The 23,466-nt window shown below is 69.0% G+C and carries 18 protein-coding genes; 4 read left to right on the forward strand and 14 right to left on the reverse strand.

The genetic code is table 11. The features are described 5' to 3' along the window. Positions 1-137: 137 nt before the first annotated feature. Positions 138-2,291: a putative bifunctional diguanylate cyclase/phosphodiesterase gene (locus WJU27_RS03845; RefSeq protein WP_341421175.1), complete on the forward strand. Its 2,154-nt coding sequence runs from the start codon at positions 138-140 to the stop codon at positions 2,289-2,291. Between the two features lie 3 nt (positions 2,292-2,294). Here the strand turns inward: WJU27_RS03845 and WJU27_RS03850 are convergent, their stop codons facing one another. After that, a complete protein-coding gene (locus WJU27_RS03850; protein WP_296811885.1) occupies positions 2,295-3,131 on the reverse strand; it encodes a DMT family transporter in 837 nt (278 codons plus the stop codon). 22 nt (positions 3,132-3,153) lie between these two features. Beyond that, complete coding sequence (locus WJU27_RS03855; protein WP_020164905.1) at positions 3,154-4,695, reverse strand: bifunctional ADP-dependent NAD(P)H-hydrate dehydratase/NAD(P)H-hydrate epimerase; 1,542 nt, start codon at positions 4,693-4,695, stop codon at positions 3,154-3,156. Positions 4,696-4,995: 300 nt separating this feature from the next. Between WJU27_RS03855 and WJU27_RS03860 the strand changes: the two genes are divergently transcribed. Then, positions 4,996-7,410: a putative bifunctional diguanylate cyclase/phosphodiesterase gene (locus tag WJU27_RS03860; RefSeq protein ID WP_341421176.1), complete on the forward strand. Its 2,415-nt coding sequence runs from the start codon at positions 4,996-4,998 to the stop codon at positions 7,408-7,410. A 15-nt stretch (positions 7,411-7,425) separates the two neighbouring features. Here WJU27_RS03860 and WJU27_RS03865 read toward each other — a convergent pair whose 3' ends face one another. The 3 genes from WJU27_RS03865 to WJU27_RS03875 form a co-directional block, all read right to left on the reverse strand. Further along, complete coding sequence (locus WJU27_RS03865) at positions 7,426-8,010, reverse strand: DNA-3-methyladenine glycosylase I (protein WP_020164903.1); 585 nt, start codon at positions 8,008-8,010, stop codon at positions 7,426-7,428. Then, on the reverse strand, positions 8,007-10,697 hold the full coding sequence (locus WJU27_RS03870; RefSeq protein WP_029143715.1) for a bifunctional acetate--CoA ligase family protein/GNAT family N-acetyltransferase: 2,691 nt from the start codon (positions 10,695-10,697) through the stop codon (positions 8,007-8,009). Before WJU27_RS03870 ends, WJU27_RS03865 begins: the two co-directional genes overlap by 4 nt. Before the next feature lie 185 nt (positions 10,698-10,882). After that, positions 10,883-12,589 carry a sensor histidine kinase gene (locus WJU27_RS03875; protein WP_341421177.1) on the reverse strand — a complete coding sequence of 569 codons (1,707 nt, stop codon included), beginning with the start codon at positions 12,587-12,589 and terminating at the stop codon, positions 10,883-10,885. Positions 12,590-12,682: 93 nt separating this feature from the next. On the opposite strand from WJU27_RS03875, the gene WJU27_RS03880 reads away from it, so the two are divergent. Beyond that, positions 12,683-13,210 carry a class I SAM-dependent methyltransferase gene (locus tag WJU27_RS03880; protein ID WP_341421626.1) on the forward strand — a complete coding sequence of 176 codons (528 nt, stop codon included), beginning with the start codon at positions 12,683-12,685 and terminating at the stop codon, positions 13,208-13,210. On the opposite strand, the gene mnmH is transcribed toward WJU27_RS03880, so the two are convergent. Then, entirely contained in the window at positions 13,162-14,280 is a 1,119-nt protein-coding gene (gene mnmH / locus WJU27_RS03885) for a tRNA 2-selenouridine(34) synthase MnmH (RefSeq protein ID WP_341421178.1), read from the reverse strand. The genes WJU27_RS03880 and mnmH overlap by 49 nt on opposite strands. 42 nt (positions 14,281-14,322) lie before the next feature. Then, complete coding sequence (locus WJU27_RS03890) at positions 14,323-14,946, reverse strand: arylesterase (protein ID WP_341421179.1); 624 nt, start codon at positions 14,944-14,946, stop codon at positions 14,323-14,325. On the opposite strand from WJU27_RS03890, the gene WJU27_RS03895 reads away from it, so the two are divergent. After that, entirely contained in the window at positions 14,945-15,634 is a 690-nt protein-coding gene (locus WJU27_RS03895; protein WP_341421180.1) for an ABC transporter ATP-binding protein, read from the forward strand. The two genes, WJU27_RS03890 and WJU27_RS03895, sit on opposite strands and share 2 nt — an antisense overlap. Before the next feature lie 214 nt (positions 15,635-15,848). On the opposite strand, the gene WJU27_RS03900 is transcribed toward WJU27_RS03895, so the two are convergent. The 7 genes from WJU27_RS03900 to WJU27_RS03930 are packed head-to-tail and all read right to left on the reverse strand — an operon-like array spanning position 15,849 to position 23,458. Then, positions 15,849-16,946, reverse strand: coding sequence for an FAD-dependent oxidoreductase (locus WJU27_RS03900; RefSeq protein WP_341421181.1), 1,098 nt, complete (start codon positions 16,944-16,946; stop codon positions 15,849-15,851). Continuing rightward, positions 16,943-17,674 (reverse strand): DUF3047 domain-containing protein, encoded by a 732-nt coding sequence (locus tag WJU27_RS03905; protein WP_020164895.1) that lies wholly within the window; start codon positions 17,672-17,674, stop codon positions 16,943-16,945. Before WJU27_RS03905 ends, WJU27_RS03900 begins: the two co-directional genes overlap by 4 nt. Then, entirely contained in the window at positions 17,668-18,297 is a 630-nt protein-coding gene (locus WJU27_RS03910) for a TIGR04282 family arsenosugar biosynthesis glycosyltransferase (protein WP_341421182.1), read from the reverse strand. The genes WJU27_RS03905 and WJU27_RS03910 overlap by 7 nt, the downstream gene beginning before the upstream one ends. Next, positions 18,290-18,976 (reverse strand): TIGR04283 family arsenosugar biosynthesis glycosyltransferase, encoded by a 687-nt coding sequence (locus WJU27_RS03915; protein WP_341421183.1) that lies wholly within the window; start codon positions 18,974-18,976, stop codon positions 18,290-18,292. Before WJU27_RS03915 ends, WJU27_RS03910 begins: the two co-directional genes overlap by 8 nt. Next, positions 18,973-21,123 carry an FAD-dependent oxidoreductase gene (locus tag WJU27_RS03920; protein ID WP_341421184.1) on the reverse strand — a complete coding sequence of 717 codons (2,151 nt, stop codon included), beginning with the start codon at positions 21,121-21,123 and terminating at the stop codon, positions 18,973-18,975. Before WJU27_RS03920 ends, WJU27_RS03915 begins: the two co-directional genes overlap by 4 nt. Beyond that, positions 21,120-22,067, reverse strand: a complete 948-nt coding sequence (locus WJU27_RS03925; protein WP_341421185.1) for a hypothetical protein — start codon at positions 22,065-22,067, stop codon at positions 21,120-21,122. Before WJU27_RS03925 ends, WJU27_RS03920 begins: the two co-directional genes overlap by 4 nt. Beyond that, positions 22,064-23,458 (reverse strand): sodium:solute symporter family transporter, encoded by a 1,395-nt coding sequence (locus tag WJU27_RS03930; protein ID WP_341421186.1) that lies wholly within the window; start codon positions 23,456-23,458, stop codon positions 22,064-22,066. Before WJU27_RS03930 ends, WJU27_RS03925 begins: the two co-directional genes overlap by 4 nt. Positions 23,459-23,466 lie beyond the last annotated feature (8 nt).

Here is a 23,466-nt window from a genome sequence, read left to right on the forward strand (position 1 = left end):
AGGGGGATCAATACGAGAGCCGACTCGAACAGGCTCCGCTCGCATCGTCCTTTTGGGGAGAAGGAAATGTTCATCCACGTGGACGCGCCGCTGGCGCGCGGCCCGGCATCGCTCTGTCGATGCGGGGCGCTGCTGTCATGACGGGGCAATACCACCCGCTTCTGGTCGCGCTGTCACTGCTGGTGGCGGTGATGGCCGCCTGGTCAGCACTCGATCTGTCGCAACGCATCCAGAGCACCGACAGGCGCGCCGCGCGCATCTGGCTCTTTTCCGGTGCACTGGTGCTCGGAACCGGCATCTGGTCGGTGAACTTCGTCGGCATGCTCGCCTATGCGCTGCCGATGCAGACCGGTTTTGACCTGATCATCACCGTGCAGTCATGGCTGACATCGGTCGGCGTATCGCTGCTCGCGCTGCTGTGCGCCAGTCGGCTGGCACCGGCTCCGCGGCTGCGCGCGCCGCTGGCCCTGGTCGTCGGCGCGGGTGTCGTCATGGTGTTCCATCTTGCGTTGTCGGCGATGCGCATCGAACCGGCGGTCGGATACAGCCCGGGCGTGCTGGCGCTGGCCGTGCTGCTCGCCTGGGCGCTGGCGGTGGCGACTGCCCGCGCGCTGCTCAGGATGCGCGCACTCGATGGCCGCCCGCTCTATCTGTTCAAGGTGCTGGCCTCGATGGCGATGGGGCTCGTGCTGTGCGCCGTGCACTACCTCTGCATGGCGGCCGCCCGCTTCGACGCGAATGCGGTCAGCCTGGCCAAGCACGAGATCGATCCGACCTGGCTGGGGCTGACCATCGCCGTCGCGGCCATCGGCTTCACCTGGATAGGCAGCGTCGCCGCGCTGTTCGATGCCCGCATGGAACACCGCACGCGACAACTCGCGATGCGTTTGAAGGCGGCCAACAGCGAACTGATGCACGCGGCGCTGCACGACCCGCTGACCGATCTGCCGAACCGCGTCAATTTCGATGCTGCGCTGGCCGAGGCCGCCGAGCGCGTGCAGGGGCGAGGGGCGCGGCTGGCGGTGCTGTTCGTCGATCTCGATGGCTTCAAGCCGGTCAACGACGTGCTCGGTCACCACGTCGGCGACGAGGTGCTCAAGTGCGTGGCGCGCCGGTTGCGCAACGGTCTGCGCGAGGGCGATATGGTGGCCCGCATTGGCGGCGACGAGTTCGTCATGCTGTCCGAAGGTGCGATCGATGCTGAAGGTGCCGGCCGGTTGGCGCAGCGCCTGGTCGATGCCGCCAGCCAGCCGATGCTGATCGGCACTCACGAGATTCAGGTGTCGGCGTCGGTCGGTGTCGCGCTGTTTCCAGACGACGGCGACGAGAATCGCGTGCTCGTCTGCGCCGATACCGCGATGTACGCCGCCAAGCATGCGGGGCGCAACACCTGGCGCCTGTACTGCGAGGACATGGACGGCGGCGGCGCCGACATTCTCGGCATGCAGCGGGCGATCCGCCGTGCGCTCGACAACGACGAATTCGTGCTGCACTACCAGCCTAAGGTGAGTGCGGTCGATGGCGAATTGCGCGGCGTCGAGGCGCTGATCCGCTGGCAGGACCCGGAGCGCGGCATGGTGCCGCCGGTCGAGTTCATCCCGGTGGCCGAGCGCTTCGGGCTGATCAACGCGATCGGCTTCTGGACGTTGCGCGAGGCCTGCGGTCAGATCCGCAGCTGGATGCACGCCGGCCGGCGCATACCGGTGGCAGTGAATCTGTCGCCGCAGCAGTTCCGCCAACCTGATCTGGTCGAGCGCGTGCGCGCCTGCATCGACGAGTTCGACATCGATCCTGGCCTGCTGGCGCTGGAGATCACCGAGTCGGTGGTGATGGAAAGCTCGACCAGCGTGCGTCGCGTACTCGAAGAGCTGAAGGCGATGGGCGTCACGCTGTCGATCGACGACTTCGGTACCGGCTATTCCTGCCTGGCCTATCTGTGCAGGCTGCCGGCGCGCCAGCTCAAGATCGACCGCACCTTTGTCATCGACATGGACCACGTCACCGAGGCGCGCCACGTGGTCGAGGCCGTCATCCGCCTCGCGCACTCGCTGCGCATGGAGGTGGTGGCCGAAGGCGTCGAGCGTTCGGAACAGGTGGTTGCACTGCGTGCGCTCGGCTGCGATCTGATACAGGGCTATTACTTCTCGCGACCGGTACCGGCGGGCGAGATCGAGGCCCTGCTGCACAGCCGGCAGCTGGGCGACCTGTCGAACCGGGCACGCAGCCTCGGCGAGGGCTTGCAGGCCGATGCGGCCAACACGCCGCAGCCACTCGAACTGGCCGCCGGTTGAGCTTCAGCGCCGGTGGGCCAGCCAGGCGCTGGCCAGCCCGCAGACGACGATGAGGCCGGCGCCGCCGACAGCGCTGGCACCCGGCAGGTCGCCAAACACCAGCCAGCCCATCAATGTCGCCCACACAAGCTGCACGTATATGAGCGGGCTGAGCACCGATGCCGGTGCGAAGGCCATCGCGCGTATCAGCAGGAAGTGGCCGGCCATGCCGGACACGCCCAGCGACACCACCAGCAGCGCGTCGACCGGCCCCGGCAATTCGCTGTGCGCGGCCGCCGGCAGCGCCAGCGTGGACAGCGCCGCGCCGACCAGTGCGGTGTAGTAGAGCGTGGTCAGCGGCCGCTCGGTCGGCGCCAGCTTGCGCGTGGCCAGCTGGTACAGGGCATACAGCAGCGAGCCGCCGAGCAGCATCAATACCGGCAGCAGCGGCAGATGTCCGTCCGGGCGAGCGATCAGCAGCACGCCGGAGAAGCCGAACAGTGCCAGCAGCCAGTTGGCGACCGTCACCCGTTCGCCCAGCACCGGCCCGGCGAGCAGCGTCACGATCAGCGGCGTGACGAAGAACAGCGAGGTGCCCTCGGCCATCGGTATCGTCTTCAGCCCGCCCATGATCAGGAAGGACACGCCGGCCAGCAGTGCGGCCCGCAGTATCTGCAGCCGCCAGCGCGGCGTCACCAGCAGGTTGCGCCGCATGCGCGGCCACAGCACCGCGCCGAGCACGATGGCCGGCACCAGATAGCGCGCCCACACCAGCACGCCGACCGGGTAGCGCTGCGACAGGTACTTGCCGGTGGTGTCCAGCACGGCGAAACAGAACAGCGCGGCCAGCATGAAGGCCACGCCGATCAGCGGATGCCTGCGTTCAGAGGTGGATATGGCCGACTTCCTGCAGATCGGCACCGGCGATCAGTGCGTTGAAGGCGGCTCGCGCCGATTCGATCACCTCGCCGGCGGTCAGGCCGTTCGGACCCTTGCCCAGTGCGACCAGGCGGTCGCCGGCCAGTCCGTGCAGGTGCACGCCGCCGATCAGCGCGAGGTCGGCCGGCCAGCCCTGGGCCAGCAGGCCGGCGATCAGGCCGGTCAGCACGTCGCCCATGCCGGCTGAGGCCATGCCCGGATTGCCGGTGGTGTTGATGAACCAGCGTCCGTCCGGCAGCGCCAGCACGCTGCCGCAGCCCTTCAGCACGACCGAGGCGCGGAAGCGGCGTGCCATCTCGCGCGCGGCGGCGATGCGGTCGTGCTGCACCTTGGCCGTCGTGCTGCCGAGCAGGCGGGCGGCTTCCATCGGATGCGGCGTCAGCAGCGTGGCGGCGCCGCGGTCGACCAGCGCCTTCTCCAGGTCGGCATGCTGCGACAGCAGGTTCAGTGCGTCGGCGTCGAGCACCAGCGTGGCCGGCGACAGCACCGCGTCGCGCATCAGGTCGAGTGCGGCCGGGCTCTGACCCAGGCCGGGGCCGATTGCCACGCAGGTGGCCAGATCGCCCGCCAGCACCTCGGCCGGCGTGCGTATCATCAGTTCCGGCTGTTCCGGGTCGAGCGGCAGCGCGGCGTGGTCGAGCATGCCGACATAGACGCGTCCGGCCCCCACCTTCAGTGCGGCGCGACCGGCCAGCAGCGCGGCGCCGGCCATGCCGCGCGCGCCGCCAACCAGTACCGCATTGCCGTTCGTCCCCTTGTGGCTGTTGCGCGCACGTGGCCGCAGCAGGTGGTCGAACAGGCCGCGACCGACCTGCCAGCCGGAGGGCTGCACGACGGCGGCGCAGTCGAGCCCGAGGTCGTGCACCGACAGTTCACCGCAGTGGTCGGGGCCGTCCAGCGTCAGCAGCCCGGGCTTGAGCGCAATCATCGTCGCGGTGTGCGAGGCACGGATCGCGCGGCCGAGCACGGTGCCGGTGTCGGCATTGAGGCCGCTGGGTACGTCGATCGCGAGTACCGGGCAGTCCATGTCGTTGACCGCGTCTATCCAGGCCGCGTGTTCGCCCTCGATCGGGCGCGTCAGGCCGATGCCGTACAGCGCATCGACGACGATGGAAAAGTCGCCGCGTGGCAGACGCGGCACGGTGACGCCGCCGGTGGCGCGCCACGACGCCCAGGCCGACACCGCGTCGCTGGCCTGCGGGTGCTCGTCGCCCTGGTAGGCGACGACGACGTCGAAGCCGGTCTGCCGCAGCTGGCGCGCCAGCACGAAGCCGTCGCCGCCGTTGTTGCCGGGGCCGCACATGACCAGCACGCGACCGTGGCGCCCGCCGAGGATCTGCATCACCTTGGCCGCACCGGTGGCACCGGCGCGCTCCATCAGGCGCGGCGAACTGGCGGGCGCGTAATGGCGCTCGATGCGTCGCAGCGCCTCGGCGTCGTACAGCGCCGTCAGCGATGAGGTGTTTAGGGTTCGCGGGGTGGGCATGCTCGGACCGGACTGTCGCCGGACCGACGGGTCCGGCGAGCACAGGCGCGCATTCTATGCCCGGCGGCGTCATCGTGCCGAGGAATGCGGCACTTCAAGCGCGGGTGAGGCATGCGCTCGGCCCGGTCCGACGCAGTCGCCGCGACCGTCTATCTGCTGCGCTGCGGCAGCGATGCGTGCAGCAGCGCGTTCAAGTCTGCGCGCCACCGCGCCGATATGAGCGAAGCAACGCGTCGGATCGATGTTCAAGCAGGGATGGGCCGCAGCCGGCCATGTCCCGGAAAGAAGAGTCTGCAGATCATGCGCACAACCGGAACCGCCTCGCCGAGCTCCGCGGGAATCGCCTCGCGGCTGAACCGCTGGCTGGACGACGTCATCGGCACACGCAATGCCGATGCGCATCTGGCCGCCCGCATCCGAGCGCAGCAACTGCGCTCGGTCCTCCGGTTTGCACCGCTCACACTGACCGCGAATCTGTTCAATGCGCTGCTCATCGTGGTCGTGTTCTGGGACAGCGAGCCGCCCTGGGTACTGCTGCTGTGGCTGGCCGCACTGACTGCCGCGATGCGCTCGACGCTGCGCGCCTGGCGCCGCGATCAGGCCTCGCCGCCCGCGCGGGCGTCCGAGCGCGCCATACGCCGTGCCGCGCTGCATGCCGGCGTGCTGGCCCTGCTGTGGTCGGTGCCGTCGCTGCTGTTCTTCACCCGCGCCGAGCCCGACAGCGCACTGCTGGTCACGCTGATTTCGGGCGGCATGATGTGCGCCGGCAGCTTCGTACTGGCCAACATTCCGCGCGCAGCCGTGCTCTATGTGCTGCTGCTGTGCGCCTCCAGTTCACTCGCCTTCGTCATCGACCACCCGGTGCGCAACCTGGATCTCGTGGTGCTGATGAATTTCTATGCCGCGCTGGCGCTTGCCTGCGCCATTGCCAGCGCGCGTACCTTCGGCGCCCGCCTGCTGGCCGAAGCGGAGGCGGAGCGGCAGAAGCAGCTGGTCGGCCTGCTGTTGCACGATTTCGAGGCGCATTCGAGTGACTGGCTGTGGGACACCGACCGCAACGGCTTCCTGCAGCACGTGTCGGCGCGGCTGGCCGAAACCTTCGGTCGCTCGCTGGACGAACTGCGCGCGCAGCCCTTCATCGAGCTGTTCGCCCAGGGCGGCCGCGACATGAACGAGGCCGAGCGTGATGCGTTGAGCACGCTGGCGGCGCACCTGATGCAGCCGGTGCCTTTCCGCGACGTGCAGGTGGCGCTGGTGGTGGATGGCGAACGGCGCTGGTGGGCGCTCACCGCCAAGCCGCTGTTCGACGAGGGCGGTCACCACGCCGGCTGGCGCGGCGTGTGCTCGGACATCACGGACAGCCGACGCGCAGCACTGGAAATGTCGACGCTGGCGAACTTCGATTCGCTGACCGGGCTGGCCAACCGGCACCACTTCCGCAACCAGCTGGCGGCCATCCGTCCGGCCGGGTCGGACGAGGCGCGGCCATGCGCGCTTTATTTCTTCGACCTCGACGACTTCAAGAACGTGAACGATTCGCTCGGCCACGCGGCTGGCGATCGTGTGCTGCAGCTCGTGTCGCAGCGTCTGCAGGAGCGCATCCGCGCGGGCGACGTGCTGTCGCGGCTGGGCGGCGACGAGTTCGCACTGATCTGCTGGGGCTGCCGCACGCCGGAAGGCGCAGCCGAACTTGCCCAGCGCCTGCTCGACACCTTCGCGTCGCCGGTGTTGATTGACGGCGTCAGCGTGCAGATCGGCAGCAGCATAGGCATCGCGCTGGCGCCGCAGCACGGCAGCGATCCGGACGCGCTGCTGAAGAACGCCGACATGGCGCTGTATGCGGCCAAGGCCGCCGGGCGCAATACCTGGCGCTTCTTCGAGCAGGACATGGACGAGCGCGCGCGCCGTCGGCTGAGCATGCACAGCGACCTGCTCGGCGCGCTGGAGCGCGATGAATTCGAACTGCACTACCAGCCGCAGATCCACATGCGCAGCGGCCGCGTCGCCGGCTTCGAGGCGCTGATCCGCTGGCGCCATCCGCAGCGCGGTCTGGTGTCGCCGGGCGAATTCATCCCGCTGGCCGAGGAAACAGGCCTCATCGTGCCGATCGGCCGCTGGGCGCTCGAACAGGCCTGCCTGGCAGCAGCGCGCTGGCCGGACGACATGCACGTGGCGGTGAATGTGTCAGCCGTCCAGTTCGCGCGCGGCGCGGTGGTCGATGTGGTCCGCGACGCGCTGACACACAGCGGCCTGGCGCCGGATCGGCTGGAGATCGAGGTGACCGAGTCGCTGCTGATCCACGACAGCGCCGCGGCGCGCGACACGCTGAGCACGCTGCGCGCACTGGGCATCGGTATCGCGCTCGACGATTTCGGCACCGGTTATTCATCGCTCGCCTATCTGCGCAGCTTCCCGATGACCAAGCTGAAGATAGACCGCTCCTTCGTCACCAGCCTGAACAGCGAGGAGGGCGGTGGCGCCATCGTGCGCGCCATCATCAATCTCGCCGACGCCTTGCGTCTGGATACCACGGCCGAAGGGGTCGAAACCGCAGCCGAGTGGACGGCGCTGGCCGGCAAGGAGTGCACCTATGCGCAGGGCTATCTGATGTCGCGACCGCTGCCGGAACCGCAGATTGCCGCCTTCATCGATGGCTGGCGCGGGCTGGACGCCGTCCAGGGGGAGGAGAGCCGGCCGCTGCGCGCGGTCGGCTGAACACCGCCGGCGGTTTCAGTCCAGCGGACGGATCAGTTCGCGGTGGCGGAAGCAGTCGACCAGGTGGTCGTTCACGACGCCGACCGATTGCATCCAGGCATAGACGATGGTGCTGCCGACGAAGCGGAAGCCCAGCCGCGCCAGTTCCTTCGACAGCTGGTCGGACAGCGGTGTGCTCGACGGGCAGTCGCCGAGGCGCCGCCAGTGATTCACCATCGGTTGTCCGCCCACCGCGTCCCACAGCAGATCGCTCAGCGATCCGCCGCGCTCGTGCAGCGCGAGCAGCGCGCGCGCATTGCCTATGGTGGCGTCGATCTTGAGCCGGTTGCGCACGATGCCGGCGTCAGCCATCAGCCGCGCGCGGTCGTCTTCGTCATAGCGGGCGATGCGCTGCGCGTCGAAGCCAGCGAAGGCGCGGCGGTAGCCGTCGCGCTTGCGCAGTATCGTGATCCAGGCCAGTCCGGCCTGCGCACCTTCCAGTATCAGGCGCTCGAACAGCTCGCGTTCGTCGCGCACCGGCACGCCCCACTCGCTGTCGTGGTACTCGACGTAGAGCGGATCCTGCCCGCACCACGTGCAACGGGCGGGCGCCGCACTCATGCCGGGCGCAGCAGCAGTTCGCCATTCACCAGCGAACTGTCCTCGGGATCGCGGTTGATGTGGAAGCCCAGGCTCTGCACGAAACGCAGCATGCGTTCGTTGTTGGCGAGGAAGACGCCTTCCATCACCTTGAGGCCGCGCTCGCGCGCCGCTTCGATCAGCAGATTCATCATGATGCGGGCCAGGCCCTGACGCTGCCAGGCGTCGGCGATCACGATGGCGAATTCGCAGGTTTCGCCATCGGGATTCACCACGTAGCGACAGACCCCCAGCTGCTCCTCGGTTTCGCCCTCGCTGACCGCGACCAGCGCCATTTCGCGGTCGTAGTCGATCTGCGTCAGACGCGCCAGCAACTGCGGCGGCAGTTCCTTGATCGTGCTCATGAAGCGCAGGTAGCGGGTTTCCGCCGACAGCTCGCGTACGAACTTGGCTTCACGGTCGGCGTCTTCCGGCCGGATCGGGCGGATGATGGCGCGCGTGCCGTTGGGCAGGTTCACCACGTGCTCCAGCCGTGCCGGGTACGGGTGGATGGCCATGTGCGAGTAGGGCGTGGCCGTCGGCTGCACGTCGGCGAGGATGATGCGGGCGTCCACCGCCACGCAGCCGCTTTCGTCGACCAGCAGCGGATTGATGTCCATCTCGCGTATCCACGGCAGCTCGCACACCATTTCCGACACGCGGATCAGCACCCGTTCGAGCGCTTCCATGTCGATCGCGGGCATGCCGCGGAACTCGCCCAGCATGGCCGACACGCGGGTGCGCTGGATGGCGTCGCGCGCCAGTTCGACGTTGATCGGCGGCAAAGTGACCGCACGGTCGCGCAGCACCTCGACCCGCGTACCGCCATGCCCGAAGCTGATCACCGGGCCGAACACGTCGTCGTGCACCACGCCGACGAACAGCTCGCGCGCGTTGCGCTTGTTCACCATCGGCTCGATCGACACGCCGCGCAGGCGGGCGTCCGGCTTGCGGCGGCCGACTTCGGCCATCAGTTCCTGCCAGCAGTCGCGTACCGAACGCAGGTTGTCGACATGCAGGCGCACGCCGCCGACGTCGCTCTTGTGCGTGATGTCCGGCGAGTCGATCTTCATCGCCACCGGCAGCCCCATCTCTTCGGCGTACACCATGGCCTCGGTGGCGCTCCGCGCGACCACGGTTTGCGCTATCGGTATGCGGAAGGCGGCGAGCAGCGCCTTCGATTCCATCTCGGTCAGCACGGTGCGTCGCTCGGACAGCGCGGTTTCGATCACCAGCCGGGCCGATTCCACCGACGGCGGATCGAGGTCCTGCGCCAGCGAGGCCGGCGCGTGGCGCAGCAGCTGCTGGTTGCGGTAGTAGGAGGAGATGTGATGGAACAGCTCGACCGCCGGCTCCGGCGAGCGGAAGGTCGGAATGTGTGCGGCCTCGAACAGCGAGCGCGCGGCGCGTACCTGGTCGCAACCCATCCAGCAGGTCATCAGCGGCTTGTTGGCGGTCTTGGCGATGTCGATCACCGCTTCCGCCACCGCCGTCGGGTGCGTCATCGCCTGCGGCGTCAGCAGCGTCAGCACGCCATCGACGCCGGGGTCGGCCAGAACCGCTTCGAGCGCCGCGCGGTAGCGTGCATCGTCGGCGTCGCCGATCAGGTCGATCGGGTTGGCGTGCGACCAGGTCGGCGGCAGCGTGCGGTTGAGCACTTCCAGCGTTTCCGGCGCCAGCTGGGCGAGCGGAATGCCGAGGTCGGCTGCACGGTCGGCGGCCATCACGCCCGGCCCGCCGCCGTTGGTGACGACCGCCAGCCGCTTGCCGGCCGGCTTGAAGCCGGTGAACAGCGCATTGGCGGCCGAGAACATCTGGCCCAGCGTGGACAGCCGCACGACGCCGGCGCGGCGCAGCGCGGCGTCGAACACGTCGTCGGCGCCCACCATGGCGCCCGTGTGCGAAGCGACCGCCTTGGTGCCGGCCGGATGACGGCCAACCTTGATCGCCAGCACCGGCTTGACGCGGGCGGCCGCGCGCACCGCGCTCATGAAGCGGCGCGCGTCGCGTATGCCCTCGATGTACATGAAGATGCTTTCCGTCTTCGGGTCGGCAATCATGTAGTCGAGGATTTCACCGAAATCGAGGTCGATCGAGGCGCCCAGCGACACGACGGTCGAGAAGCCGACGCCGTTCGATTGCGCCCAGTCGAGCAGTGCGGTGCACACGGCGCCCGACTGCGAAATGAGGCCGATGCTGCCCGCCTTGCCAGGCGAGCGGGCAAAAGTGGCGTTGAGACCCAGAGACGGGCGCATCAGGCCCAAGCAGTTGGGCCCGATGATGCGCACGCCGTTGCGCTTGGCGGCGGAGCGGGTGCGGCGCACCAGTTCGGCGCCGGCCGGGCCGGTTTCGGCGAAACCGGCGCTGATAACGATGGCCGCCTTGATGCCGGCGCGACCGCATTCGTCGATCAGGCCGGGCACCGTGCGCGCCGGCGTGCAGATGATGACGAGGTCGGGCCGCTTGCGCAGGTCGTCGATGCGTGCCACGCAGGGCACGCCGAAGACCGCCTTGTGTTTCGGATTGATGGCATGCAGTTCGCCACTGAACTGCGCGTCCAGCATGTTGCGGACGATGACCGCGCCGATCGAGTCCGGCCGCTCGCTGGCGCCGATGATGGCCACCGACTGCGGCTCGAACATGGATTTGAGATAGTGCTCGTACTGCATCATGAACTCCCGTGTCTGGGAAGGCTTTCAGGCAGTGTGGGGTGTCCGCCTTGTGCGCTTCCGTGAGCAGTGCGCCCGTGCACGTTGGACCCCAGTATATTGCATTGCAACATAAATGCCGCTTGTGGAAATCCACACTTCGCGGCGAGTGTGGTGCGCAGCCTACATCCTTGCGCCGGCAGCCGTCAGTGTGTCGGGTCGGGCAGCGTGAAGTAGAAGCAGGCGCCCTTGTCCGGTGCGCCTTCGGCCCAGATGCGGCCGCCGTGGCGGTTGACGATGCGCTGCACGGTGGCCAGACCGATGCCGGTGCCGCTGCGGTCCGATTGGTCGTGCAGCCGGTTGAAAGGCTTGAACAGCTGTGCCGCGTGCGCCATGTCGAAGCCGATGCCGTTGTCGCGGATGTGGAACACCACTTCACGGTTGCGCAGGCGGGCGTCGAACTCGATTTCCGCGGTTTCGCGGCCGGCGGTGAAGGTCCAGGCGTTGCGCAGCAGGTGTTCCAGCAGCACGCGCGCCAGCATCGGGTCGACGCGCGCCATCAGGTGCATGCCGATGGCCAGCTTGCCCTCGCGTTCCGGCGATTCCGCACGCAGGTCGCGCATGATGGCGCGCGCCAGCGCCGACAGGTCGACCTCGGCGCGGCTGATCGGCGTGCGCGTGAGCCGGCCCAGTTCGAGCAGGTCGTCGATCAGCGTCGACAGCTTCTGCGAGGCGGCGCGGATGCGCGCGAGATGGCTGTGCGCCTGCGCATCCAGCTGGTCGCCATAGTCTTCCATGATGATCTGTGAAAAGCCGTCGATGGCGCGCAGCGGGTTGCGCAGGTCGTGCGACACCGAGTACGAGAAGGCCTCCAGTTCGCGGTTGGACGCCTCCAGCTCGGCGGTTCGGCGCTTCACGCGGCGCTCCAGCTCCGCATTCATGTCGTACAGCGTCGCTTCGGCCTGTTTGCGCTGGGTGATGTCCTCGATGCTGCCGGACAGGCTTTCGAGCTTGCCATTGCCGTCGAAACGGGCACCGATGGCGATTTCCAGCCAGCGCGCCGACGCGCTGCCGGTGCCGGTACGCACCTCGATCTGCATCGAGTCGCGGCGGCCGTCGAGCATGGGCTCAAGCCGCGCCAGCAGATAGCGCGCCTCGTCCTTGCTGAGCCAGCGCAGGATGCGCTGGCCGATGGCCTGGTTCACCGGCTGGCCGGTCAAGGTTTCCCAGGCGCGGTTAAGGTAGGTGAAGCGGCCGCGTGCGTCGATGCGGAAGATGACTTCGCGCAGGTGATTCACCATTTCGCGGTGTCGCGTCTCGACCTCGCGCAGTGCCCGGGTCGACTGCACGAAGGCGGTCTCGTCGCGGCCGGTGCCGCGATAGCCGCACAGCTGGCCGCTGCTGTCGGTGATCGGGCGCCCGCGCAGCTCGATGTGGCGCACTACGCCGTCCGGCCGGTGCAGCACCAGATGAAGCTGCAGCGATTTGCCGCTCTGGAACTGGCGATGACATTCCTCCCAGTCGCCGTGCACCGGCGACAGGGCGTTGATCTCCCACAGGCGACGGTTGCGCACGGCGCGCTGGTCGAGTGCGCTGGCCAGGTGACCTTCGGCGCGCGAGTACTGCAGCCGGAGTGCGGCATCGGTTTCCCAGTGCCAGTCGGTGGCAAGGTCGGTGTAGTCGCGCAGGCGCGCGGCGTCGAGCCGGTGCTGTTCGACCTCCCGCGCCAGCCGGTCCTGTTCGCGCAGCGCGAGCACGCCGATGCCGAGGCTGGCGGCCAGCACCGCGAGCCCGACCGGCAGCGACTCGGTGGCGGCGAGCGCTGCGGCGAGCAGGGCGAGCGGCAATGCGCGCCACAGAAAGAATGTCCGCGCGCCACGGGTGGGCGGCGGAAGGTCCGGAGAGCGGAACATTATTGTCCTTGGTATCCCCGGGATGATAATGCGACCCCTCGACACGAAAACCCGAATAAGGGCCCGCAGATGGCATCTCATCCTCATTTTTCAATGCAGGACGCGTCGGACTGGGTGGTGCGTTTCGGCGCACTGATCCCGCACGGCGCCGACGTGCTCGATCTTGCCTGCGGCGGTGGTCGCCACGCGCGCTGGCTGGCGGGACGCGACCTGAACGTGCTGGCGGCCGACCGTGACGCCGCGGCGCTGGCAACGCTGGACGGGCAGCCGCGCATCCGCACGCTGTGCGCCGACCTTGAGGGCGGCGACTGGCCCTGGGGCGAAGCCTGCTTCGATGCGGTGGTGGTGACCCGCTACCTGTTCCGGCCGCGGCTGGATCGTGTCGCCGCGCTGCTCAAGCCGGGCGGCCTGCTGATCTACGAAACTTTCATGGACGGCAACGCGCGTTTCGGCAAGCCGTCGAACCCGGATTTCCTGCTGCGACCGCATGAGCTGCTGGACTGGGTGCGCAGCTGGGGAAGCGTGATCGCTTTCGAACAGGGCGAGATCGCCCGTCCGGCGCCGGCGATAATTCAGCGCATCTGCGCGGTGCGCTCGGACGTGCTGCCGGTGCTGAACTGACCCGAGGCGGCTGCGATCTGCCCGGCCAGACTATCGATGCCGGCATCGTCCAGCCGCTCGGCGGCGACGGTCGGGGCATCGGTGTGGCGGCTGAAGTTGTTCGACTGCGAGCGGCGGTACAGCGGGTCGTAGTGCTGTCCGAGCAGGCTCGCAACCAGCTCGGCCCACTGCCCCGAGCGCGCGAGTGCGGACCACGCCGCCACGGTGTCGCGGCCGCGCAGCTCGGTCAGGCGCTCCAGCCGCTCGATCAGCGACTCGGCGTCCTGCGTCATGTAGTCGTAGTCGCGCAGCAGGAATTCGGTGCGCGCCGTAGCCGGCACGTCGATGCGGATGCAGGGTGCGGCGCGCAACCGCTCGATCAGCGCGTCCGGCACAGTGACCAGACCGATGCGGCGGCTTTCCGCCTCGGCGAACACCGGGCGCGCCGGGTCGAGCGCCGACAGCGCGTGCAGCAGGCGCGACTCGAACAGTTTCTGCGGTGGCTGGTCGACGCCGGGCTGGCGACCGAGCACCGAGCCCTTGTGCGCCGCCAGCGCTTCCAGATCCAGCACCTGTTCGCCGCGCGCGGCAAGGCGTTCGAGCACGCGGCTCTTCGCGCTGCCGGTCGGGCCGCTGACGACGCGGAAGTCGAAGGCGGCCGGCAGTGCCGCCAGCCGTGCCAGCACTTCGCGCCGGTAGGCCTTGTAGCCGCCTTCGAGCTGGTGGGCGTCCCAGCCGACCTGACGGAATATGGTGACGAAGGCGCCGCTGCGCTTGCCGCCGCGCCAGCAGTAGATCAGCGGCCGCCAGTCCGGCCCCTTGTCCTGGAAGCGTTCGAGCAGGTGACGGCCGATGTTGATCGCCACCAGCGCCGCGCCGCGACGCCTCGCGACAAAGGGCGACACCTGCTTGTAGAGCGTGCCGATCTCCGCCCGCTGTTCGTTGTCGAGCGCCGGGCAGTTGATGGCGCCCGGTACATGGTCGAGTGCGAATTCGGCGGGCGAACGGGTGTCGATGATGGCGTCGAAGGCGTACAGCTGGTCGACCTGGGCGATGCCGGCCGGGCGGCGCTGGCCGGAAGGGGCGTTCATGCAGCGGATGTCCTGTCTGTTCGTGTGTGCGCGGCAGCGCGCTCAGCGCCGCGCCAGCGGCTTGCCGAGCAGGGAGCGGAGCGGCGTCCATACATTGTCCACGATGCGCGACTGCGCCGCAGCAACCGGATGGATGCCGTCCGGCAGAAACTGCTGCGGATCGGTGGCGAAGCCGTCGAGCAGGAAGGGCAGCAGCGCCGAGCCGGTGGACTTTGCCACCTCGGAAAAGGTGGCGGCGAACTTTTGCGTGTAGTCGGGGCCGTAGTTCGGCGGCAGCTGCATGCCGGCGATCAGTACCTTGGCGCCGCCAGCCTGCGCCTTGCGCGTCATGCTTTCCAGGTTGTCGCGCATCGTTTTCAGCGACAGGCCGCGCAGGCCGTCATTGGCGCCGAGTGCGATGATGACGATGGCAGGCTTGTGCGCTGCCAGTGCGGCGTCGATGCGCGACAATCCGTTGGCGGTGGTGTCGCCGCTGGTGCTGGCATTGACCACCGCATGACCGTAACCGGACTGCTTCAGCCTGTCGCCGAGCAACACCGGCCAGGCCTCCTGCTGGCGCAGGCCGTAGCCGGCGGACAGGCTGTCGCCGACCACCAGCACGGTCTGCGCGGCGACGGGCATGGCGGCGAACAACAGGACAAACAGGGACCAGAAAAGCTTCTTCATGCCTACAGACACTCCGCAATCAGGCCTACTGCTCGAAGTCAGCGGGCTGGGAAAACAGGTCAGCAGCGGCAATGCGCCGCTGCAGATCCTTCAGGATATCGCCTTCGAGGTCGGTGCCGGCGAGGCGCTGGCCATCGTCGGCGCCAGCGGTTCGGGCAAATCGACGCTGCTCGGGCTGCTTGCCGGTCTTGACCTGCCAAGCGCCGGTTCGGTTCGCATCGCCGGTCAGGACATCTTCGCGCTCGACGAGGACGCGCGGGCCGAACTGCGCGGTGACAAGGTGGGCTTCGTGTTCCAGTCCTTCCAGCTGCTGCCGGCACTGACCGCGCTCGAGAACGTCATGCTGCCGCTGGAACTGGCCAATGCCGAGCGCGTGCGCGAGCGCTCGGTCGCGTTGCTCGAACGTGTCGGCCTCGGCAGCCGGCTGACCCATTATCCGCGTCAGCTTTCGGGCGGCGAACAGCAGCGCGTCGCGCTTGCCCGCGCCTTCGCGCCCGAGCCGCAGCTGCTGCTGGCCGACGAACCGACCGGCAATCTCGACGCGGCGACCGGTGCCTCCATCATCGACCTGATGTTCGAAATGAACGCCGAACAGGGCACGACCCTGGTGCTGGTGACGCACGACGAAGCGCTCGCTGCGCGCTGCAGCCGGCGCATCCGGCTGTCTGCCGGGCGGATGATGGCGTAGCGGCCTGAGCGTGCCCGTGCGCGGATTGCGAGAGCGGACCTGGCCGCGACACGGCCGCTTCATACTGCAGGCTTCGATTCAGGCTGCTGTCGGGGCCAAGACCCCTCCCACGGAGCCCCGCCCGGGCTCCGGCCACGGATCGGGCGCCTCCCCTTGTGGGAGCGGCCTTGGCCGCGACGCGGCTTCCGCACACGCGCGGTGCCTCTGCCCTCGCTCAGCCCATGTCAGCCGCAATATCGGCCCGTGGATCGAAACGGCGCACGAAGCCGCGGTCTATCGCGTCCTTCCAGCGCCATACCCAGTCGCCCTTGAGCACCCATCCGCCGCGGGCGGCGATGGCGTGGCGGCGGCCGCAGGCGAGCAGCATCAGTGCGTGCCGCTGCGCATGCCAGTCGAGCGGCGGCTGGCCGGCCAGCATGCGCGCGATGTTGGTGGCCAGCGGAGGCCCGGCGCGTACCGCGTAGACGCCGGACTTCGGTCGCGGCGAAGCACTCAGTGTTGCGACGTCGCCAGCGGCAAGCACCTCGGGGTGCGAGGTCGACTGCAGCGTGGCACCGACCTCGATGAAGCCGCGCGCGTCGAGCGCCAGTCCGCTGTCCCGCAGCCAGGCGGGTGCGGCGGCGCCGGTGGCGAGCACGGTGAAATCGCTGGCGATGGTGCGGCCGTCATCCAGCCCGATGGCGTCCGCGTCGATCCGCGTGATTTCGGCACCGGTGACGACATCTATCTGCTGGTGCGCGAGTTCGGCACCGACGCTGCGCTGCAGCCGCGCGCCAAGACCTTCGAGCGGCGCCGTGCCGCGTTCGACCAGAGTGCAGCGTGCCGCCGGCCAGCGGTGATGCAGCGCCATCGCCACTTCGACGCCGGCGGCACCTGCGCCCAGCACGGCGATGGCGCGCGGCACCGCGTCGGCGCAGCGCGCGAGCAGGCCGGCTATCGGCTTCACCGCGTGCGCGTGTTCGGCCGCACCCGGCACATCGGGGCGACGGGGTGTCGAGCCGGTATCCATGGACAGCAGGTCGTAGTCGATCACTTCGCCGCCGGTCAGCGTGATCCGGCGACGCGCGGCGTCGAGCCCGACCGCGCTGTCCAGCGTCAGCAGACAAGCCGCACGGTCGGCCAGCGGCCGCAGGTCGATGCAGGCCTGGCGCGCGCGGTAATGACCGGCCAGCACGCCCGGCAGCATGCCGGAGTAGGGCGTCAGCGCCTCGGGCGTGATCAGCCTGATATCGGCATCCGGCCGCTGCCGGGCGAAGGCTTCGAGCACGAAGAGGTGGGCGTGGCCACCGCCGAGCAGCACCAGCTTTGTCATGGCAGCGGCTGGGCGTCGAGCGACAGGTCGCCGAAATGGCCGAGCGAACTGCCGGCGGTGTTGTCGGTATCGGCCGCGACGACGACGCCGATGACCGGCGGAGCGTCCTCGCCGAAGGCTTCGCGGAAGTCGTCGCGCAGGTTGCGGCTGGCGCTGCGCCAGACGCCGGTCGGCGAGCCGTCGCCTTCCACCGCGATCATGCGCACGCGGTCGGTGTAGGCACTCCAGGCGCGCGTGCCGGGTTGCACGCGGTTGTCCCACACGTAGCAGAGCACCGCGGCGGGTACCTGATCGCCGTGCAACGCGCGGGCGATGCGCAGCTTCGTGCGGGCGCCGAAGGGCAGCTTGGCGATGTCGTAGTCGAACAGCACATAGACGCGCAGCACGTAGTCGTCGCCGTCGCGCGTCGCGAAGCGGTTGCCGGTCGGCAGGCGGTCGGCGCGCCAGCGCCAGTTCAGCCAGGGTGTTGCGGCGGTGTCGAAGCGACCGGCGTGGATCAGCGCCGACGCGGCATTGACGGCTTCGGCGCGCAGTACCGTCTGCCCGTCCAGTCCGGTCAGGCGGAAATCCGCGGGCGCGGCCTTGCCGCCCAGCGTCCACGGTGTCCAGCCGGCGATGGCGGCACCAGCGGACTGTGCCGAAAAGCGCGGCAGCGCGCCGCCCGCACACACTTCGCCGGCCAGCGCCAGCGCAGTCGCCCACAGCAGCAGGCGCAGACGGGTCAGCATGCGCCGCCCTCCAGCAGGCCCTCGCGCAGCGCGCGCTGCCAGTCGGCCGGGTGATCGACGTCGTAGCCGGTCGGCAGCACGCAGGTGCGCAGACCCTGCGCGTCGAGGCGTGCACAGGTCTGCGTCCATACCGACGAGCTGCCCCAGGCCGGGCCGTCGAACAAGGCGGGCTGCCGGCTGCGCAGCGCGACCAGCAGGTAGCCGCCGTCCTCGGCCGGCGCAAAGGCCGCGTCGTGCCCGTTCAGCGCAATTGCCGCGGCGGCCAGATCGGCCGCCTGCAGCGACACCGCGTCGGCGCCGATCAGTACCACCCGCGCATGCCGCCCCAGTGCGTCGTCGAAGGCCTGCGCCATGCGCTGGCCGACGTCGCCCGCCGACTGCGCATGCAGCGTGACCCCGAACTCGAAAGCGCAGTCGGCGAAGAAGGGGTGGCTGCAGTCGGGCGCGCACCACAGTTCGACTGCGCCAAGGCGTGCATCGGCCGCGGTGCGCAGCGCACGCCGTGTCAGGGCCGCGCTGGCGCGCGCCGCGCCGTCGGCGCCGAGCGCCGGCATCAGCCGCGTCTTTGCAGCGCCCGGCACCGGCGCGCGGGCAAACACCAGTACCGCGGTCGATTCAGTCATGGTGCGGCCGGTAGCTGCGCGCCAGCGCCTGCGGGTCGGCACCGAAAAAATAGCGCAGGCGCAGCCGCCACATCAGCCACACGGTGCGCAGCACGCCGTGCTTCTCCCAGCGGCGTCCCGAGGTGCGCACGCGTGCGCGCAGACAGGCAGGCGCGCTGAGGCTCAGTGCGCGGCGCGAGAAATCGATGTCTTCCATCAGCGCGATCGGCGCGAAGCCGCCCAGGTGATCGAACAGCGCGCGCGTACAGAACATCGCCTGGTCGCCAGTGGCGATGCCGCTCAGGCGCGAGCGCAGATTCATCATGAAGGCGACCACGCGCAGCAGCGGAGAACGGCCTTCGATCGCGACGTCGAAGCGACCCCATTGCGCGCCGCTGTCGAGCGCGCCGTCGATCAGCAAGGGCGCGCCGTCCGGCAGCGTGCTGTCGGCGTGCAGGAAGAGCAGCACCTCGCCGCGGGCATGCGCAGCGCCGGCATTCATCTGCAGCGCGCGGCCGCGTGACGACACGACGAGCACATCGCACAAGGGCCGCGCCAGCGCGCAGCTGTCGTCGCGGCTGCCGCCGTCGGCAACGACGATCTGCGCGCCGGATGCGCGCAGCGGCTGCAGTGCCTGCAGCGTCGCGACGATGCCCGGCGCCTCGTCGAGCACCGGCACGATGACGGACAGCCGGCTCACCCGCGCATCCATGCGTGATAGCGGCCGACCCATTCGAGCAGCTTCCGCGGCGCGTGCGCGCGCTTCCAGACGCCGGCGGCGTACTTGTTCGCCTCGTTCATGGTCGGGTAGATGTGTATCGTGCCCAGCAGCTTGTTGAGCCCCAGTCCGTGGCGCATGGCCAGAACGTATTCGGCGATCAGTTCGCCGGCGTGTTCGCCGACGATGGTGACACCCAGTATGCGGTCGCGGCCGGGCACCGTCAGCACCTTGACGAAGCCGTGTGCGGCTTCGTCGGCGATGGCGCGGTCGAGGTCGTCGAGGCCATAGACGGTCACCTCGAAGGGCACGCCCTTTTCGGTCGCTTCGCTTTCGTTGAGGCCGACGCGGGCCACCTCGGGTTCGGTGAAGGTGGCCCAGGGGACGACCGAATAGTCCACGCGGAAACGGCGGAAGCGGCCGAACAGCGCATTGACCGCCGCATACCAGGCCTGATGCGCCGCCATGTGGGTGAACTGGTAAGGGCCGGTCACGTCGCCGCAGGCGTAGATGTTGGGATACAGCGTCTGCAGGTAGTCGTTGGTGTCGACCGTACGGTTCGGGCGCAGCGCGATGCCCAGTTCCTCCAGCCCGTAGCCGCTCACGTTCGGCGTGCGGCCGACCGCGCACAGCAGCGCGTCGAAGACGATACGCACTTCGCCGGCCGGGCTTTCGGCGTACAGCACGCGCTCGTCGCCCTCGAGCGCGAAGCGTGCCGCCTTGTGCCGGGTGAGCACCTGCACACCGTCGGCGGCGAACTGTTTCTCGACCAGCGCCGACACTTCGGGATCCTCGCGCAGCATCAGCCGCTCTGCCATCTCGACCTGGGTCACCGTCGCACCGAAGCGGGCGAAGGCCTGCGCCAGCTCGCACCCTATCGGCCCGCCGCCGAGTACCAGCAGGCGTTGCGGCAGCGTGCGCAGCGACCACACGGTGTCCGAGGTCAGTACCTCGATCCGGTCTATGCCCGGTATCGGCGGCACGAAGGGTCGGGCGCCGGCGGCGATGACGATGTTGCGTGCGCTCAGCGTGCGCGCGCGGCCGTCTTCTGCGTAGACCTCGACTGTCCATGGCGAGGTGATGCGTGCATCGCCCTGCACGCACTCGACACCGAGCGCGCGGTAGCGTTCGACCGAGTCGTGCGGCTCTATCGTACGTACGACGCGCGCGACGCGTTCCATCACGTCGGCAAAATCGAAATCGACCGGCGCCGACTTCATGCCCAGCGACTGCGCCTTCGCCGCGTGCGCGATGAAGCGCGCCGAGCGGATGAGCGCCTTCGACGGCACGCAGCCGGTGTTCAGGCAGTCCCCGCCCATGCGGTGCTTCTCGATCAGCGCGACGCTGGCCTTCACGGCAGCCGCGATGTAGGCGGTGACCAGCCCGGCGCTGCCGCCGCCGATCACCACCACGTTGTGGTCGAAGCGCGCCGGCCGCGGCCAGCGCTTGTAGACGGCGCGGGCGCGCACGATGTCTATCAGCCTGCGCGCAATCAGCGGGAACAGGCCGAGCAGTACGAAGGCGCCGATCAGGCCGGGCGACAGGATGCCGGCGAGCGAGTCGATCTGCGCGAGCTGGGTGCCCGCATTCACGTAGACCGCGGTACCGGCCAGCATGCCGACCTGGCTCACCCAGTAGAAGGTGCGTGCCGGCAGCCGGGTCAGTGCCATCGCCAGGTTGATGACGAAGAAGGGGAAGGCCGGCACCAGACGCAAGGTGAACAGGTAGAGGGCGCCGTCACGCTCGATGCCGCGGTTGATCGCGTCGAGCGACTTGCCGACCCGGGTCTGCACCCAGTCGCGCAGCAGGAAACGCGCGATCAGGAAGGCGAGCAGGGCGCCCAGGCTGGAGGCGAAGGACACCAGCGCAAGCGCCACCCAGAAGCCGAACAGCGCGCCGCCGGCCAGCGTCATCACCGCGGCGCCGGGCAGGGACAGCGCGGTAACGGCGACATAGACCACGAAGTAGATCGCTGCCGCCGCCCACGGCGCAGCGGCGACGCGCTCGTTCAGCATCTGCTGTTGCGCCTTGAACCAGGCGAGATCGAAAAAGCGGCCGAGGTCGAACACGAAGAAGGCGCCGACCAGCGCGAGCAGGATCAGCAGCAGCGCCAGCTTGCGGGCATTCATGGCGCCGCCTCGCGCAGCGTCCATGCTGGACCGTGCAGGATGCGCTCACGGTAGTTCAGTGCGGCTGGCGAGCCGGCCGGCCACTGGCTGTCGAATTCGTCCAGCCAGCGTGCGCTGTCGTAATGCAGCGGAAGGGCGTCGACATGCACACCGCGGAGGCGGGTACCGTAAAGAGGGCTGTGCGGCGACGGCGCTACGGCGATGCGCGATACGACGCCATGCAGCGCGTCGCGAAAATTGGGCATGCCGGCGGCGCCATTGTTGATCACGACGCCTTCGTTGAAGCGTGCCAGCGCGGGCAGGCAGGTGTGGCTGCTGGCGAACACGTCGCAGCGGGCGGCGGCGAAGGCCGCTTCGTGCGCCGTACGCTGGGCCGGGTCGTGCAGCGCGCGTGCGTCGAAGGTCCAGCCAGCCAGTGCCTCGGCGTCGCCATGCACCACCCCGACACGTACCTCGCCGACGCGCACCGCGCGCCAGTAGTCGAGCGCCGCCAGTTCGCCGCGCCACATCGGATCGTGACGCACGGTCTGCGACAGCCGGGCGTGGATCAGATTCGAGCGGGTGACCACCGCTTCCGGCACTTCGTCCGGGTAGGCGCAGCCGCAACCGGCGTCGCCTGCGTCGTCGGCCAGTTCGGCTTCGACATTGCCGGCGATCGCATCGAAGGCGAGCACGCGGCGCTGCACGTCGGCAAAGTGGGCGGCGTCAATGTCGAACCAGTGGAAGTCGCCGTTGAACAGCACGCGCACCGGGCCGCGCTCCGCCTCCACTAAACGGGCGAGCGCGTCGAGCGCGGGACGGTTGCCGTACAGGCCACCGACCACGTACAGCGTGTCGGCCGCGAGGTCGTGCGCGGTACTGGCGAGTGCGCCGGCGCCGTAACGATAGTGCAGCGGGCAGCTGCGACCGGGCCTGCCGTGCGCGATGTCGTCGTCCATATTCATGTCACCCGTCGTGTCAGCAGGGCGGGCAGCAGGTAGCCTGCCGTGCACAGCAGCAGCCCGTAAAGATTGACGCCGAGCAGCTTGGCGTACTTGCCGCTGCCGATGGCCCAGCTGTCCGGTATCAGGCCGGCGGCGAGCAGCACGCCGAGCACCATGCCGGTCCAGAAGGCGAGATGGAAGGACCACGCGGCGGCGCGTGTGCCGGGCTGCGTGAAACCGGCCAGCAGGAAGATGGGCGCCAGGCCGATCACCATGGTGCCGCTGATCGTCGTCGCCTTCAGGATGTCGGTGCCAGCGATCATCGGAATGTTGCCGAGCAGCGCGATCGCCGCCATCGCCAGCATGCCGACGCCGATGGCGCGCGCCGGCTCCGGGCGGCCGGCCAGCTGCGGCAGTTCCTGCGCGACGTGGCGGGCAACCGAAGAGAAGGTCGAGTCCAGCGTCGAACCGGCGGCCGCCACCATCACGATGGTCATCACGAACAGCGCAGCCGGCCCCATGCTGCGGGCGAGCGCGGCCGGCACGTTGTCGCCGCCGGCGATGTCTTCCAGCCGCGCGTGCACACCCACCAGCGAAAACAGCAGGATGCAGGCGAAGCCGAGCAGGCCGGCCCAGACGAAGGCGCGCAGCATGCGGCGCTCGTCGGTGATGAAGCCGCGATCGGTCAGCACCGGATCGTGGAAGGGATAGGACAGTACCTGTAGCGCGGCCACCAGCAACAGGTCGACGCCCGTGTCGAAGCGCCAGTCGCCGGTCGACAGCAGCGTCGCCGGTCCGTGCGTGGGCAGCACCATCAGCATGACCACGGCGAAGAAACCGACGAACAGCACGGTCTGCAGCACGTCGGTGTAGATGGACGAGCGCAGTCCGCCCTTCAGGCTGTAGAACAGCGTGGCCGCGGTGAACAGCAGCGCTGCGCCGATGAAGCCGGCCGAACCCGCTTCGCCGTAGTAACCGCCGACCACCGAGGTGTTGCTCCACACCTCGTTGAACAGTCGCACCAGAATGGCCAGCGAAAAGGCCAGCGCGGCGAGGCGGCCGTGACGGGTGATCAGGAAGGACAGCAGACCGGTCGCCGCATACCGGCGACGCAGCCGCAGGATGGCCCAGCCGGCGAGCGGGATGGACAGCCAGTAGGTGGCGTAGGCGAGGCCGCCGACGATGCCGTAGGTGGCGCCGAGGTTCGCCGCGTTAGTGATGGACTTGGCGAATATCCACGAAATGAAGATGCTGGCGCCGAGCGCCCATGTGGCGGCCGGACGGCCCGCTTCGTCGTGGCCGCGGAAGAAGCCGGCGTGTCCGACCGCGCGCGGCGACAGCGCGTACATGCCGGCGCCGTACAGGATCAGGAAGCCCCAGAAGGCGGCGCCGAACAGCAGAGGGTCGTTCATCGCGGCGC

Source organism: Methyloversatilis sp. NSM2 (assembly GCF_038066675.1).
Lineage (GTDB): Bacteria > Pseudomonadota > Gammaproteobacteria > Burkholderiales > Rhodocyclaceae > Methyloversatilis > Methyloversatilis discipulorum_A.